The 15,850-nt window shown below is 61.5% G+C and carries 11 protein-coding genes, 1 tRNA gene and 1 pseudogene; 9 read left to right on the top strand and 4 right to left on the bottom strand.

All coding sequences use genetic code 11. From position 1 onward, the window contains the following. The first annotated feature begins 80 nt into the window (after positions 1-80). Both QA642_RS08475 and QA642_RS08470 read left to right on the top strand, forming a co-directional pair. The gene (locus tag QA642_RS08475) at positions 81-875 is read left to right on the top strand and encodes a methyltransferase domain-containing protein (protein ID WP_283084263.1); all 795 of its coding nucleotides are present in this window, start codon (positions 81-83) and stop codon (positions 873-875) included. 84 nt (positions 876-959) lie between these two features. Beyond that, positions 960-1,748, top strand: coding sequence for a hypothetical protein (locus QA642_RS08470; RefSeq protein ID WP_283084262.1), 789 nt, complete (start codon positions 960-962; stop codon positions 1,746-1,748). Positions 1,749-2,099: 351 nt separating this feature from the next. Here QA642_RS08470 and QA642_RS08465 read toward each other — a convergent pair. Continuing rightward, positions 2,100-2,315, bottom strand: a pseudogene (locus QA642_RS08465) (NYN domain-containing protein); the annotation flags it as partial. 664 nt (positions 2,316-2,979) lie between these two features. Between QA642_RS08465 and QA642_RS08460 the strand changes: the two are divergent. From QA642_RS08460 to QA642_RS08450, 3 genes are all read left to right on the top strand, one after another. Beyond that, positions 2,980-4,629 carry an amidohydrolase gene (locus QA642_RS08460; RefSeq protein ID WP_283084261.1) on the top strand — a complete coding sequence of 550 codons (1,650 nt, stop codon included), beginning with the start codon at positions 2,980-2,982 and terminating at the stop codon, positions 4,627-4,629. Beyond that, positions 4,630-4,694 (top strand) — tRNA-OTHER (locus QA642_RS08455). It abuts the gene before it with no gap. A 466-nt stretch (positions 4,695-5,160) separates the two neighbouring features. After that, the gene (locus QA642_RS08450; RefSeq protein ID WP_283084260.1) at positions 5,161-6,117 is read left to right on the top strand and encodes an FkbM family methyltransferase; all 957 of its coding nucleotides are present in this window, start codon (positions 5,161-5,163) and stop codon (positions 6,115-6,117) included. A gap of 159 nt (positions 6,118-6,276) precedes the next feature. Here QA642_RS08450 and QA642_RS08445 read toward each other — a convergent pair whose 3' ends face one another. After that, a complete protein-coding gene (locus QA642_RS08445; RefSeq protein WP_283084259.1) occupies positions 6,277-7,392 on the bottom strand; it encodes a DUF2336 domain-containing protein in 1,116 nt (371 codons plus the stop codon). A 755-nt stretch (positions 7,393-8,147) separates the two neighbouring features. Continuing rightward, positions 8,148-9,071, bottom strand: coding sequence for a hypothetical protein (locus QA642_RS08440; protein ID WP_283084258.1), 924 nt, complete (start codon positions 9,069-9,071; stop codon positions 8,148-8,150). A gap of 373 nt (positions 9,072-9,444) precedes the next feature. Between QA642_RS08440 and QA642_RS08435 the strand changes: the two genes are divergently transcribed. The 4 genes from QA642_RS08435 (at position 9,445) to QA642_RS08420 (ending at position 14,940) form a co-directional block, all read left to right on the top strand. Then, positions 9,445-10,866, top strand: coding sequence for a hypothetical protein (locus QA642_RS08435; protein ID WP_283084257.1), 1,422 nt, complete (start codon positions 9,445-9,447; stop codon positions 10,864-10,866). Positions 10,867-11,125: 259 nt separating this feature from the next. Beyond that, positions 11,126-11,584, top strand: a complete 459-nt coding sequence (locus QA642_RS08430; RefSeq protein ID WP_283084256.1) for a hypothetical protein — start codon at positions 11,126-11,128, stop codon at positions 11,582-11,584. A 150-nt stretch (positions 11,585-11,734) separates the two neighbouring features. Continuing rightward, positions 11,735-13,471: an ATP-binding cassette domain-containing protein gene (locus QA642_RS08425; protein WP_283086829.1), complete on the top strand. Its 1,737-nt coding sequence runs from the start codon at positions 11,735-11,737 to the stop codon at positions 13,469-13,471. Positions 13,472-13,587: 116 nt separating this feature from the next. Continuing rightward, the gene (locus QA642_RS08420) at positions 13,588-14,940 is read left to right on the top strand and encodes an HlyD family type I secretion periplasmic adaptor subunit (RefSeq protein ID WP_283084255.1); all 1,353 of its coding nucleotides are present in this window, start codon (positions 13,588-13,590) and stop codon (positions 14,938-14,940) included. Here QA642_RS08420 and QA642_RS08415 read toward each other — a convergent pair. Then, positions 14,937-15,758 (bottom strand): response regulator transcription factor, encoded by an 822-nt coding sequence (locus QA642_RS08415; protein ID WP_283084254.1) that lies wholly within the window; start codon positions 15,756-15,758, stop codon positions 14,937-14,939. The two genes, QA642_RS08420 and QA642_RS08415, sit on opposite strands and share 4 nt — an antisense overlap. Positions 15,759-15,850: the final 92 nt, after the last annotated feature.

Genomic DNA, 15,850 nt, shown 5'->3' with positions numbered 1-15,850 from the left:
TGGGGAATATTTGTTGATCTCTCTCGGTTACACCCGGCCAATTTCAAGAGGGTGTTATGGCAGTTCACGAACATTGGCAGATGGATGCCAGCGCTCCCGAGCTGTATGAGCGCTATCTCGTCCCCGCTATCACCTCGGCTTGGGCGGATGATCTGCTCGATCGTATCGCGCCGGCGAAGGAAGAAAGCGTACTGGACGTGGCGTGCGGGACCGGCGTCGTGGCGCGCCGGCTGGCCGGGCGCGGCCACGTCGGAAGGCTGGTCGGCGTAGACCTCAACGAGGCGATGCTGGCCGTCGCCCGGGCGAAATCCAGCGAGGTCGAGTGGACTGAGGGCAGCGCACTGGATTTGCCCTTGGCATCGCACAGCTTCGATGTCGTGCTCTGCCAGCTCGGACTGCAATTCTTTCCTGACCGGCCGCGGGCTCTTAGAGAGATGGATCGGGTCATGACGCCGTCCGGACGCCTCGGGCTCAGCGTCTACAGCGCCATCGAGCACACGCCGGCCGCACACGCCTTCGTGCAGTCGCTGGACAAGTTTCTCGGCGCAGAGTCCTCGCGAACCAAACGCGCCGAGCATCTTTCCTGCAACGCCGACGAGGTGGGTAATTGGGTGCGACAGGCGGGTTTCGACCGTGTCGACGTCGAGTCCGTGACCAAGCAGATCAGCTTTCCGTCGACGCTCGATTACGTTCGCTTCCAGCTCACCGCGACCCCGATGGCTGCGCTGTTGAAGGATGAGGACGACTCCGGGCGTGAACGCATGATCGCAGCTATCGCCGACGACGTGGCGAGCCGTTTGGATTCCTCAATGCTGGCGAACGGTAGGCTGACGTTTCCTCAGGAGTCCTTCGTGGTTGTCGCATCGCATCGCTGACCGTCCATTTCCTCCATCAAGGACTGTTCGTAGGCCCCCCGCCGGCGCCCTAAATTAGAAAGCCGATCTTAGGAGCATCCGCACATGAACGAGCATCGGAAGGAGCCCGAGACGCCGCTTCATGACCGAACGTTGCTGCTGCATGGATCTAAGCGCAACGAGTTGCTGACCTTGGAAGAGGTCCGCCGGTACGGCAGCGACAGCTTCTCCGATCCGGACTTCATCCGGTTGTACGGAATGGCACCGGCGCAGTGGTACGCACGCGGGGTGCGTTTGCTCGGCCGGACCGCGGTAGAGTGCACCCGAGATGCCGTTGCGGACCGCATCGGGCAGGATGTGGCCGCCGTGGCCGCGTCGCTTCCGGTCGGCGGCCGGTGGATCGTCGTCGACCCGTTCGCCGGCTCTTGCAACACGTTGTACTGGATATTGCGACACGTGCCGCGATCACGCGGGATCGCGTTCGAATTCGACCCTCAGGTTTATCACCTGACCAAACAGAACCTCGCCGCAGTCGATCACACCATCGATCTGAAGCGCGGCGACTACCGCGCTATGTTGGGGCAAGTCGATGCTGCAAGGGACGACGCCATGATACTCTTCGTGGCACCGCCTTGGGGCACCGCGCTGAATGAGGTTGAAGGGCTGGATCTGCGTCGAACCGAACCTCCCATAACGGAGATTATCGGGAAGGTCGGCGACAGGTTTCCTGCGAGCCGGATCCTTTTTGCCGTTCAGGTGTATGAGAAATTGGATAAAGGGTCTTTGGCCGAACTTCGCGGAAAGCTCGATTGGTCTGACCTGAAGATCTACGATTTCAACGTTCCCGGCAGGAATCACGGCGTTCTCTTGGGAACGCGGGGATGGACGCCGTGACGTAAGCCTCGGGCGTCACGTCCGGCAGGAAAATCGCGTGAAGGGCGGCGATGCACCTTCAGTCGAGACCGTTGCTGCGCCAGTGCCTGCCCTCCCGCAACCGGCGGATCGGGCGAAGCGGCGGCGCGAACGCCGCGATCGTCGGCGGGAGGCGCGCGAACGAGCTCGGGCAAACGCTACCTAACGTCGCCACGTGTTGGGGAGCGGCCTCTCCTACGATACGGCCGCCCTTGCGGATTCTACGGAGAACAGTTGCAGAAACCTGGGAAATTTCCCGGCGCTCAAAGCACGAACGCGGCGATTGGGTGAGGCACGGAACTGGTACGCAAGTCAAATGACGCACAAGTCGATCTACGGATTGAGATCGTCGCTTTCGCCGGGCGCCCGAACCGGGCGGGCGCGCCGCTGAACATGCTGTCCTAGGGGCGGCGGCACGGCGCGCTCGCGCGAGGGTGGCCGCTCCGAGAGGTCCCGGCCGAGCTTGGATCGCAACTCCATCAGGTCGATGAAGACGTCGGCTTGTCGCCGAAGCTCATCGGCGATCATCGGCGGCTGGCTGGAAATAGTCTGTGAATCGGCACCGAAGCATCACCCCTCCAACGTGATGTGAATCAGAGACTTGTCGTGCCGATCGGCGTCGGGACCCCACGCCGATTCACACGCATTTCTCACGTTCGGGCTCTCCATCAAAAAAAATACCACAAATTATCAAGCAATCGCAGCCACTTGCGATATCGAGTCGTTCTCAAAATGAAAAAGGGGGTAATCGAGTCGCTCTTAAAGTCAAAATCGAGTCGTTTTCAAAACGGGGCATCGAACGCTTTCAAAGGGATAACCGAGTCGCTCTCAAAGTGGCCCCACACCTTCGTCGGGCTACGCGTGGCGCAGCCGCGCGGAGAACCAGGGGCGGAGCGTGGTGTCCGGCGTAGCCTAGCGAAGTGAGAGCGAAGACGGACGAACTGCTGCGAAGCGGGCGAAGGCTGCCGCGCCGAAGCCAACGGGCGAAGGCGGGCTGTAAAATCAATTCCTTGACCCCTTACCGAATTTTCCGGTGGACTGGCTGATTTTGTTGAAGCCAGACATGATCAAGATCACCACACTCCCCGGTGCGACACGCGACATCCGCGCGTGCATCCAGCGGCGGATGTGTGGCGCCGCGGCTACCTTCCTCACTCCTGCCTCTCTCACTCTTGCCTCTCTCACGCCTGGCTCTCTCATTTCGGGACTGAACATGCGCAAGCTTCTGGCGATCTTGGTGATCTCGTGCTGGGCCAATTTGGCTTACGCACAAAAGGCCGACCTCGTTGTCACGAACGCAAAAATCGTGACGCTGGATGGCGCATCGACGATCGCGCAGGCTCTCGCGGTCCGCGAAGGCAAGATCGTTGCAGTTGGCGGCAACGATGCCATGGAAGGTCTGATCGGGTCCGCGACGCGCCGCGTCGACGCAGGCGGACGCACGATCATTCCCGGATTGATCGATTCCCATATTCACGCCGTGCGCGCCGGCCTGACCTACGCAACCGAGGTCAACTGGATCGGCGCAAAAACGATTCGAGAGGCCATGGATCGCCTCCGCCAGGCGGCAAAAGCGCGCCCGGCGTCCTGGATCATCGTGGCCGGTGGCTGGAGCGAGTTGCAGTTTGCGGAGAAGCGGCGGCCAACCCTGGCCGAGGTGATGTCGGCAGTTCCCGACAATCCGGCGTACATCCAGCTGTTCTATTCGGCGGTGCTGATGACGCCGAAAACGCTGCAAGCGCTCGGGATATCCGCGGATCTGTTGCCGGCCGGAATCACGGCCGAGCGCGCCGCATCGGGCGAAACCACGGGCTGGTTCAACGGCTCCATCGTCAGCATCTCCGCGCTGTTCGATCGCCTGCCGAGGCCGAATGTCGAAGACAATGTCGCCGGGACCCGGCAGTTCTTCACGGAGCTCAATCGCCTCGGAATTACCGGGATCGTGGATCCCGGCGGCTTCAGCATTTATCCTGGCCATTACGCCGCCTTGCAAAAGCTTTGGCGCGAGAAATCACTTTCGGTGCGAATAGCCTTCAGCCTGTTCGCGCAGAATGTCGGCGCGGAATTCGAGGAGTACAAGAGTCTCACGCCATTCCTGCCGATGGGATTCGGCGACGACATGCTGCGATTCAACGGAATCGGCGAGCGGATCACCGGCGCCATGTACAACAACAACGCGCCCGACGCGGCCGCCAGGGACAAGTTCCTCGAGATCGTTCGCTGGGCAGCCAAACAAGGGCTTACCGTCACCATCCACTGGCAGGAAGACAAATCCGTCCACCAACTCCTGGACCTCTATGAAGAGGTCAACAAGGAGACGCCGATCGCCCCGCTGCGCTGGTCGATCGCCCATCTCGACAACGCCTCGTCCGAAACGCTGGCGCGCATGAAGACCCTCGGTGTCGGCTGGACCATGCAGGACGCCATGTACCTCGGAGGCGACCGTATCGTAGCGCAGGCGGGCGAAGCCGCGCGCAGCATGCCGCCCATCGTCACGGCGTTGCGCACGGGCGTCCATGTCGGAGCCGGCACGGATGCGCATCGGGTCGCATCCTACAATCCGTTCGTCGCGCTGCAATGGATGCTCGACGGCAAGACCGTCGGCGGACTATCGACGCGCGGCCCGGACGAAACACCCAGCCGCGAAGATGCCTTGCGCCTGTACACCGTGGGAAGCGCCTGGTTCTGCTTCGACGAGACGCGGCGCGGCACGTTAGAGGCCGGCAAGCTCGCCGACTTCGTGATTCTCGATCGGGATTTCATGTCCGTCCCCGTCGAGCAAATCGGCGCCACGACGTCTCTGCTGACGGTCGTGGGCGGCAAGGTGGTCTACGCAGCGGATGTTTTCGCGAGCGCGAAATAGGGGCTCGGGGCCGGCGGCCGCTCATAACGGTCTGGTTGCAGGTTCGAGTCCTGCCGGGCCCACCACGCTTCGCCCTTCGGGCTACGCGTGGCGCGGCCGCGCGGAGAGCCGGGCGCCTTGACGGATGAGGTCATGAAATATTCAGGCCGCCCAGCCTCGCACCAGCTTCGCACCAGAAACTCCCCGAACCGGACGCTACGGCCGCGCACGGTGGACCCCGCAAGCACAGCTGAACGCGAACTGACGGCACGAGAACGCGAACCTGCCGTGACGGTGCCCTCGATGACTCCGGTCGCGTTCGCCGGTTCGAAGGCTCGGAATGAGGTGCACTGTCGGGTCCCGACTGCCGCCGGATCGAAGAGAGGCTCAGCCATTCAAATGTCGTCAGAAGCTCAAATGTCCGCAGATGTTGCAATTTCATTCCTGTCTCACCTGCAGGCCAAGGTGTACGAGGTTGCCACGAGAGACCTTGAACGAAACCACGAGGCGGATCGTTATTGACCTGAGCCCAAGCGAACGCTGGGCCACGATATGCAAGAGCATCAGAGCAAGCTCCAGGCAATGGCGCGATTGAAAAACTCAAAGGCGCTTCCTCTGGTCTTGCTGGATACCTGGCAGTTGCTGCAAGACGATTACTCGAAAGACGTCCTGTTGGAGTTGTATCTTCAACGCGTGATAGGGCATGACCTCGTCAAGCTCTTTCGAAATTCGCCAAAATATTGGCAGGAACGGAGCCTGGCACGAAGTCTGCAAACGAACCGTCTGCCTGCGAAGAAAATCAGGAACATGAACTTCGAGCTGACTCATTTCGATCTGAAGGACATCGGCTACGATCTCAATCTGTTTTCCGCTCCCATCGGGATCGACGCCACGTTCCTGAAAACGCAATACGAGTATAGCGGTGTCAAGCCAGCGATCGCAGCAAAGACCGGGGATATCGTCATCGAAGCCGGCAGCTGCTACGGTGATACGAGCCTGTATTTTGCAACGAAGGTGGGACCCGAGGGCAAGGTGATCGGGTTCGAATTCATACCAGAAAATCTCGATATCTTGCGTCAGAACCTGGAACTGAATCCCAAATATGCGTCGAATATCGAGATCATCGAGAGACCGGTATGGGAGACATCCGAAAAGATACTCTATATGATGAACAATGGTCCGGGGAGCCAGGTTTCCGAACGCCCCCTCTTCCACGGCGCGACCGAAGTCAGAACCATTTCCATCGACGATATGGTTCGTGAGAGAAATCTGCCCCGTGTCGATTTCATAAAAATGGACATCGAGGGGGCCGAGCTTTCCGCGCTCAAAGGCGCCGTGGGCACGCTCGAACGGTTCAAACCATCATTGGCGATTTGCGTCTACCACAAGCCGAATGACTGGGTCGACATTCCCCTCTTCATCAATTCCCTGAACCTCGGCTACAAGATGTGGCTGGATCATTTTACGATCTACCCCGAAGAAACCGTGCTGTATTGCAGGCCTTTTTGAAACGAGGCGTGCCGCACCGAAACCAAGGAGCGAAGGCGCCGGCACGAGACTTATCCGGGATTGCGGTCGGATCAGTTTGACAGTGTAGTCAATGATCTCGGCCGCGTTCGCGGGTTCGAAGGCTCATCAATTAGGTGCACCGTCACCGCGATTGCGATCCTAGATCATGCGCCGGGGTTGTTGAAACGAGCCGCCGAAAACCTCCTCCTTTCGCGTTCGGTAGATGGTGACGACCTCCCGGCACGCCTTGACGTTCAGCCCGTGGAAATTGATCTTCAATTGATCCAGCTCGCCCGCGGTTATCCGGTAGTTGGCGGCGCCCAGGAACAGCAGCGCCATCGTGGTGGGCCATGAGAAATCGAGAGACTTGGCCAAGATCAACGCCGGCTCGCGATCCCTCTCGATCAATGCCCGTTCCGCGACGTCTACTGGAAGCCGACAGAGCAACGACAGGGCAACGGTGGTCTCGTTGAACTTGAGAGAGTGAGCAAGTTCGAAGACCTTGTCTTCTGTCAATTCGCCTCTCTCGTGCAGTTTTGCCACCGTGCGTTTCGCCGTGAAGTAATCCTTCGACGCCGGGCCAAACCTGGCGTGAATGGCCCCGGTGACATCGACCACGACGCGATGGACCTGATTTTCGATATCCGGACGCTCCCTCTTCAGCTTTTGCCGCACCTCTTCAGAGGCTTTGGCGATCAACTGGTGGAAGAGATGCCGAGGAATATCCTTTCGAAGTCCCACCGACTCAGCAAGGATCGAATCCCCTTCTGACCGTCGCACCAGGTGCAGAAATCCGGATTTCGAGAGATTCGCCCCAGCATTCGATGCGACCGAGGTTACGACCTCGGGAGATCCCCGCACCACCAGGACATCGGTGACCGCTTCCGGGACCGTTTGTCGCTTGGAGATTGCAAGCAGATGTTGCTGGCTCTTGTTCTTGGCACACGCAATCAATGTCTCGGTGTCAAGGCGCTCCGACTGACTGAGAACCGGCCACGCGACATCGATGCAGTCGTCGCTTGCCATCTGCCGGGTCAACGCATAGGGCGCGTTTGGGCTGCATGCGAGCTTTCCTGCGAGCTTCGCCCGCGCGCTCGCTTCAATCTCCTGCGCGAGACGACCGATGACCTCACCGAAAGTCCAGATCTGCTCCTCGGAATAAGTGCCGGCGATCAGGATGTCTGCCGCATGCCAGAGCGCCCGCAGACAACTCTCGGGATTTCCTCTCGCAACTGCTTCGTCCAACTCGGCCAAGAATGACGTGATACCAGCCATTGATGCGCTCGCAGTTTGAAATAATCGAACGACAAAAGCGGGATTTCAAAGGAATGGGCCATGACACCACTCGGTCCTGAACACGCGGTAAATCATTCCCGCCGCCTTGGAGCAGGCATAAGATCCGCCTAATCAGATCAATCAGATTTTATGTATTGCCTGACTTGGAGGCGGCCTCGAACTTCTCGATATCGCGATCGACGGGCCGGAATCCGACCATTCGGGTTTATCTTCAGATACTCACCGCGATCGGTGCTGAAAGCTGTGGTGCTGAGCAACGCCAGGCATTGCCCCATAGGCCCTGTTGGGCCCAAACCAGGGAGCCGCGCCGCCGGGGAGTTCGAGGCCCATTCTGCCTGCTGGCGTCAATTCGCAGTCGTTCAACACATCCCTATCGGGATATTGCGCCTGAAACGAAGCTGGATTTTGCGTAGCCCACGTCGGGCACTGGGCGCTTGCAGAGCTTATCGCGCCAATCGACATAATTGCTGCAATAATGGAAGTCCTGAATCCAATCATAGTCGTGCTCCGAACGGTTGTTGTTTCGTGCGGAGCATTCCCGCTGGCCAGAATCGGCTGCTCTGTCGAAAGCGTTTCCTTCGAACTTTTTTTGGACAGGGGTTAGGTAGGTACGCGCTTGAGAAAAGACACGCAGTGGAAAATCACAGCTGCGCGAACGGCAAATCAGTACGCTCACCGTTGCGTGACCCGCACATCCAGGCATGTCTGGCGTCGGGATTACGGTGACAGTGCAGTCAATGAACCCGGCTGCTCCGCGGGTTCGAAGGCTCATGAATTAAGTGCATTGTCTCTGGAATATGTAAGCTGGATGGCGAAGACCTGCTGACGCTGTACGGGCGGACGTAGAACCAGGCCTCGGTGACGGCTTTGCCGCACCTTTGCGCGAGGTCGCGTTTGACCTGCAGCAGCCTCTGGCCAGCGAAAGATGACCTCAGCTGGGGAAGCAGCACATCCCACCGAGTGGTTCGAGCAGCGCTCAGGACGGAGACAAGACCCAAAGCCATCAGCAGCATGCCAAGCCAGGTCCAGACCCATCCGTCATCGTCCGCCTCGGCGGTGGAAAGTGCGAGCGGCATCGTCGCAGCGGCAACAACCTCGCTGGCGGCCGGCGTCGCCACCAGGAGTGCCTCAACGTCGACCTGGCGCAGCGCGATCTCGTCGGCCGTGAGCCGGTCGCGTTTGGCAAGGGGGACCAGCGACGCGCGGGTTGCGATCCCGGCGAGGACGGGACTGGCATCAACTACCTGCACGGGCACGGACGGGCTCGGCCGGGACGTATCCGCAGGTGCGGAGCGCGGCAGCTCCGCGCGCGCATCCACGCCAGACTTCCGCTTGCGCGCCGCGGTCTGGTTCTCTTCGGCCGTGGCGACACGCTGTTTGGTGGCGCGTTGCTGAACCAGCTTCTTCGCCGTCTCCGTTCCTTTGGCGATCTGGAACCAGCATCTGCGCTGGCCTTCCACCCGATAGAACCAGTGCTGGCCATCGGCGCTCGGCTTGCCGGGCCGCGTCAAGCACTCCGCTTCCGCGGAAGCGGACGCAGGGGCTGTGGCGGGACCGGCATTGAAGAGTTCGGAAAGGGGAGCCGAAAACGCGGATGATGTCGACAGACCCGCAAGAAACGCAAAAGCGGCGTAATAAACTCGCAAATGACCGGACATGAAAAACCCCGGTGTTGCGCCCCCTGCCCGGACGGAAGTTTTGGCCGTGATCTAGGTCGCAATGCGACTTAAATCAGGCAACGCGGTGGATTTATTTTGGCCGCAGGCGAGATGCAGGCGACGATCCAGGCGACTTGGCCGTCAGCTCGATTGTCCATTTTCGCCATCCCCTCAAGGTCGCACTTTCAAGCATTGGCGCGCGCAAAGTTGCGAAGGCTGTCACTTTACCCGAATGGATGTAGCCGATGTTACGGCTGCCAGACGAAGCGCTATATCCGAACTGACGACTGGGCTTTCGACCTTCCCGGGATGACATTCTGTCCGTGCAGAACCCGTCCGATTGCGTGGAGCGATTGCGATGAGGGAGGCTAGGATGGATTTTTCGCGGATGTCGGATGGGATCCGGCTGCATCACGCCTCTCATCGGCACGATGGGTACGATGGCGACGACGAAGCGGGTCCGGCACCGAGCGCTCCGTTCCCGACCGACGCGGTCGGTGGTGGCACCCTGGTCCATCGTCCCGGCCCGTCCGCTGAAGCGCACGCCGCGAGCGCGAATACCCAGTATCGTGACTCCGACCCGATTCAATCCAAACACCCCACATCGGAGGTCGAGGTAGGCGGCCACGCCGGCAATCACGCTGCGGCGGGCCTGGATGTTTCGTCCACCACACCCGCGTCCGGCGTATCGCATCCCGGAACGGGCATTGCGACGGTCGAGAGCGGGGCCAACACGGCCGGGAACGGCGGAGACGGCTACTTCTACGGAAGTCTCATTCACGCGTCCCTGTTGGTCTATGAACCGATCAACATCTCGGTGAGCCTGGGATACGGCGCGATCGCCCTGGCCAACCAGTCCAACAATTTGAATGTCGATCAATCCGCCTTTCAGATGGCCGGCGTCGGCGGCCATGGCGGCAACGGCAACATTGCATTGGGAGGCAGCGTCAGTACGTCCTTAGGCGCCGGCGTGATCGCGAGCGGCGACAACGGCGCCGGAAACGGCGGCAGCGGCCATTTCTCGGGTGCGATCGTGGACGCTCCCGTGGTGATCTATCATCCGATCAACATCGCGGTGGCGGCCTCGAGCGGCACTGCGCATGCAAGTCAATCGAACACGGTCGACATCGATCAGTCGGCCACCCAGATCGCGGGCGTCGGCGGCAGTGGCGGAAATGGCAACGTGGCCGCCGGCGGCAGCGTCATGACGCTCGACCCCAGCTGGGGATCAAGCAACGGAGGGGGCGTCGGGGACGTTCAAACCGGCGGAAGCCAGGCCGGCAATGGCGGCGACGGCGCGTTCCATGGGAGTCTCGTCCATTCCTCCGTCGTGGTGTACGACCCGATCAACATCGCGGTCGCAGGCTATGGCTCCAGCGTTCATTCGGTCCAGACCAACGACGCCTACGTGGATCAATCCATCATGCAGATCGCCGGCATTGGCGGGCACGGCGGCAACGCCAACGCCGCGGCGGGCGGCCATGCAAACCTTCTTTCCCATGGCCTGTGGGGCGGCTCCGACACGATCGCGACCGGCTCGAACGGCGCAGGCAATGGCGGCAACGGATATTTTGCCGGCAGCCTGATCGATGTCAGCGTCGCGATCTATGCACCGATCAATATCGCGATCGCAGGTCCCCATTCGACGGCCGTAGCCGATCAGGTCAACAACGTGCACATCGACCAGAGTGCGATCCAGATCGCCGGTGTTGGCGGGGACGGCGGCCACGGCAATCTCGCGCTGGGTGGCGATCTCTCCGCCCATCTTCTGTCGGATCTTCACCTGATGGCATAGCGGGACATCGTGCCGCTCGCACAAGTTCGATCGCGAGCTGCGTCGATGCTCTGCGCATGCAAGCTCGCCCTGCGGCCCCCCGGATGTCTCGCGCTCCGGCGTTGCGCGACGAACGTCATACTTTCGTACGTAGGTCGACCAAGCCGGATGGTGTCCGATTTGACATCTATCGCCATCGCGCGTGGGCGGATCAGACTTCCCGCGCGCGTCCGCCTGATCGGGATGGATGATGCACGAAAGCCAACAGAGGGAGGCACACATGATGCCCAAAGCGATCAACATCTCGGACTCGATCGAGTTCAAATCGATCAGCACCGGTGGTCAGAGCGTCGGAAATGGCGGCGACGGCACCTTCAAGGGAGCCATCATCAGCAAGCCGACGCTCAACTTCGACCCAACCAACAAGGCAGTCGGTGCCGACGTTCACGTGAACACCGGCGATCACGTCAAACAGACGGCAGATTGGGATGCCGGCGGCGCCAACGCGAAGGCCTCGTGGTTCTCGAAGGCCCATGGCGGCGACGCCGAGTCGAACGGAAGCCAGAAGTCCTACAGCGGCCACGATACCTCCAAGGTCTACGCCAATACGGACGCGACCCAGATCAACAAGGTCGCGGTGGACCAGCACCAGGAGGTCGTGGCCGGCATCGGCGGCCATGGCGGAGACGGCAACGCCGCGCTGGGCGGCGAAGTCAGCTTCCATCTCGACACGTTCTGATCACCGGCTCGTCCGGCAGGACCGGTGGCCGCCGCCACCGGTCCTGAAGTTCGGGCCCATACCCCGCCGAACCCGTCGGCGGATGATTTTGGCCATCGGCCAAGTACGCCGGCCAAGTGCGCCGGACCTCGATTTCAGGCGGTGACGATCATGCTGATGCCGCCCCTTCGGTTGCCCATCCTGCCGCAGATCGGGACCCCACTGCACGCGGCCCTCCGGTCCTGCGCAGGACCGCTCGGTCTCGTATTCGCGTATAGCTGCAGCTACAACCTGCTTCTGTTTGCGCCCTCCATCTATCTTCTTCAGATCTACGACCGGGTGTTGTCGAGCCGGAGCGGCGACACGTTGCTCCTGCTCACGCTCATTGTCGCGGTCACGGTGGTCGTCGGCGGCGTGTTCGATGCATTGCGGCGCGCCGTCCTTGGGCGCCTTGGCGCCTGGCTCGACGATCGCCTTCGTCCTTGCGTGCTCTCGGCCGGCCTCGAATCGGCGCTTCGCAGCGATTGGACGCAGGCGTCGGGCGCATATCGGGATCTCACCGTGCTGCGCCAGTTCGTCGAGTCCGGCGCATGTCCGATGCTGTTCGACGCGCTCTGGGCGCCGTTGTTCCTCCTTGTCCTCTTCCTGATCCATCCCCTGCTTGGCGTGGTCGGCGCCTGCTGCGTCGCCTTCCTGTTCGCGCTCACGGTTGCCGGAGAGCTGGTCACGGAAGACGTTCTGCTCAGATCCGGCGCCGCGCTGTCCAGAAGCTGCGGCCGCCTCCAGACTGCAGCGAGCAACATCCACATGATCCGCGCCATGGGAATGTTCGACAACGCCGCACGCATGATCCACCGTGACGCGCAGCACGCGCGCAGAGAGCACGATGTGGCACTCCGGCGAGGCGAGATCGTCTCACTGGCCGCCAAGCCGGTTCGCGCGCTGTCGCAGGTCCTGATCATGGGCGCCGCCGCATGGCTCGTCCTCGATCACGGGAAGAGTCCGGCCATCATCTTTGCTGCCACGCTGATGTTCAGCCGGGCGCTCGCCCCGGTCGAAAGCGCGGTCGCAGGCTGGAAATCACTCGTGACGGCCGCGAGCGCCTGTCAGCGGCTCGGCGCTCTGCTTGCCGCATTTCCCGTCGCCCGGCAGCAGAGCGCGGAGGTTGCTCCGCCGCAGGCGCGAAGCGGTCTCGTCGTCGACAATGTCGACGTGCGGCTTGCGGGGACCAACCATCTTCTCCTGAACGGCGTCTCGTTCAGCCTCATGCCCGGAGAATGCCTTGGCATTATCGGTCCGTCCGGGTCGGGCAAGTCCTTGCTCGGCCAGGTGATCGCCGGGCTGTCGATGCCAACGCGCGGCCGTGTCCTTCTCGACGACACCGACGTCTCGCTGCTTCGCGAGGGCCGAAACGGCGACCGCCTCGGATATCTCCCCCAGGACATCAGCCTCCTCGGCGACACGATCAACGACATCATCGCACGCCTTGAAGATGTCGATCGGCGGAAGGTCATCGAAGCGGCCAAGCTCGTCGGTATCCATGGGGCGATCATGCGCCTGCCGCTGGGGTACGACACGGTGGTTCAGAGTGAAGCAACCTTCTCGCGCGGGTATCGCCAGCGCCTCGGTCTCGCCCGCGCCTTTTTCGGCAGTCCACGCCTCGTCGTTCTCGACGAACCCAACGCCAGCCTCGACTACGGGGGCGAGCGAATGCTCCTGGATGCGATCGAGCGCATGAAGCTCGCAGGGGTCATCCTCGTCGTCGTCACTCACCGGATGGGTCTGCTCGCCGCCACGGACAAGATTGCCATCATGGAGGACGGTGCGGTCGCCGCGTTCGGCGACAGCGAGGACATCTTTGAACGGCACCTGAGCCGCCCGCAGGTTACTTCGCAGATTGCGCCATGATCTGGAATTCTCTCACCATATGGAAGCATCCCGCCGTCTCGAGGCTTCCCATGATCTGGGACCAGCTCATGCGAGCGCCGACAAGCCCCCCGCCCGTGCGGCGATCTGGCGTCGTGGTGACCGCGATCGACGATTACGAGCCTCTGGAATTTCCATGGTGCTCGACGCCCACGCCGACCTCTCCGCGCGGAAGGCTTCGCGGTATTACCGTTGCGGGCAATCTGCTGGTGCTCTGCTTCATGCTGGGGCTCGGGACATGGGCGAGCCTCGCGCCGCTCGAGAGCGCCGCGATCGCGTCCGGCGTCGTGGAATCGGAATCGAGCCGCAAGACGATCCAGCACCTGGAAGGCGGTATCGTCAGCAAGATCCTGGTGTCGGATGGCGATATCGTGCGAAGCGGCCAGACGCTGATCGCGCTGGAGGACACAAGGGCGAGCTCGGAGGTGCAAAGTCTTCAAGGCCAATTTTGGGATGCGGCTGCTCGAGCCGCTCGGCTTCAAGCCGAGCAGCAGAGGTTCGAGAGCATCGCAATTCCGGACGCGCTGGAACAGGACAGCAGGCAGAGCGGAGTGGCCGCCGCTGCAGTGTCGGCGCAGCAATTCATTTTCCAGGCGCGCCTGCAGGTTCACGAGTCGCAGCTTGCGGTCATTCGCGAACGAAGGCATCAGGTCGAGAAGGAGATCGAAGGTCTCAAGGCGCAGGAAACCGCCACCGGGCAGCGGGTCGACATCGTTCGGGAGGAACTGGATATGGTCGCGACCCTCGTCAACAAGGGGCTCGAACGGCGGCCGCGGCTTCTGAACCTGCAGCGGGAGCTGGCCGAGGTCGAGGGCCGCCGCGGCGAGACCGCCGCGCAGATTGCCCGCGCCGGGCAGGTCATCAGCGAACAGCAGGCCACGTTGTTCAAGCTCGAGAGCGAGAGGCAGAACGAGATCGCACAGTCGCTTCGTGAAGCACAGAACCAGATATTCCAGCTCCGCGAGCGGTTGCTTGCGGCCAGGGATCAGCTATCGCGAACGGAGGTCAAGGCGCCCGAGGACGGCGTGATAACCGATCTGCGGGTTCATACAGCCGGCGGCGTCATCGGGGCGGGTGCTCCGCTCATGGACCTGGTGCCCCGGCAAGACCGTCTCATCGTAACCGCGCGCCTGAGGCCCGAGGACATCGATGTGGTTCATCCCGGCCTCAACGCCGAGGTTCACCTCGTACCGTACAATCAGCGTCGCGTACCTCGCTTGAAGGGAACCGTCGTGCACGTATCCGCAGACCGGCTCCTCGACAAGCGTACCGACCAGCCATACTACGCGACCAAGATCCGGATCGACGACGGGCAGATCGTCGCGAACGACATCCAGATCGTCCCCGGCATGCCGGTTCAAGTGTTCATCACGACGGGGCGCGGCACCGTGGCTCTCTACGCGCTCAGGCCCCTGCTCGACAGCTTCCGTGGTGCATTCAGAGAAGACTAGGTCTCCTGCATGGGAGCAGCGCCAGGGTCGTGATCGCGAATCTGCGCGGGCAACCGGCCGCGCCAGCGGAGGACGGCTTCCGTGCGATTGTGCGCGGCACATTTCCTCATGATATGCTGAATGTGCATTTTGACCGTGCTTTCCGAGAGGCCCAATTTGGCGGCGATCAGCTTGTTGGGCAGGCCGAGCTCCAGTTCCGCCAGAACCTGTTGCTCACGAGGCGTGAGATCGGTCACGCTCCTGTCGATAGCCACTCTGGCTCCCTCGTTCACCAGATATGCGGGCCCGCGCGCATCCGGTGGCTCGAAATCCGGTATCCTGTTGATCCCGGCCACGGGCAACGGCCTGTAGGCGCCGCCGACAAGAACAAGGCGCAGGCCGGCTATCGCGATCTCGATCGGTAGCGAGGTGGAAAGAAAACCGCGCACGCCCCGCTGCATCGCGGCCTGCACGGTCGGCTCGTCGTCATGGTTTGACAGGACCACGGTGGCGGCGTTGGGACAACACTCCGCAACGAAGGCGAGATCGTCCTCAACCGAGGGATCGCCGATGGGCTTGTCCGCGATGCTCAGCATCACCAGACGAACATCGCGGGCTGACGTGCAGTCCAGGCCCTGGGCCGTTGCCATGTCAAGGATCTCAACTTCGTCCAACTCCCTCCTGAGGATCTGCAGAATACATGTACGAGGCAACAGGAGCGGCTCGATGATCACCAGAACCGGCAAGTGAAGCGATTCATTGAGCCGTTTTGAAGTGCTGGTTATGTCGTGCATGATGTCCTCGAGCTGAAAAGAACTTCCGCGATATTCCCATTCCATATTGCGTCTCCCCTGCTGCTGCACTCATCCTGAATGCATCATCACGAGAGCGGCGCAGTGCCGCCGTTAGTTCCGCATCCGCTGCGGGATCA

It is taken from the genome of Bradyrhizobium sp. CB2312, assembly GCF_029714425.1.
Taxonomy (GTDB): Bacteria; Pseudomonadota; Alphaproteobacteria; order Rhizobiales; family Xanthobacteraceae; genus Bradyrhizobium.
The sequence above is the reverse complement of the archived record's forward strand: the minus strand, read 5'-3'. Positions and strand labels throughout refer to the sequence as shown.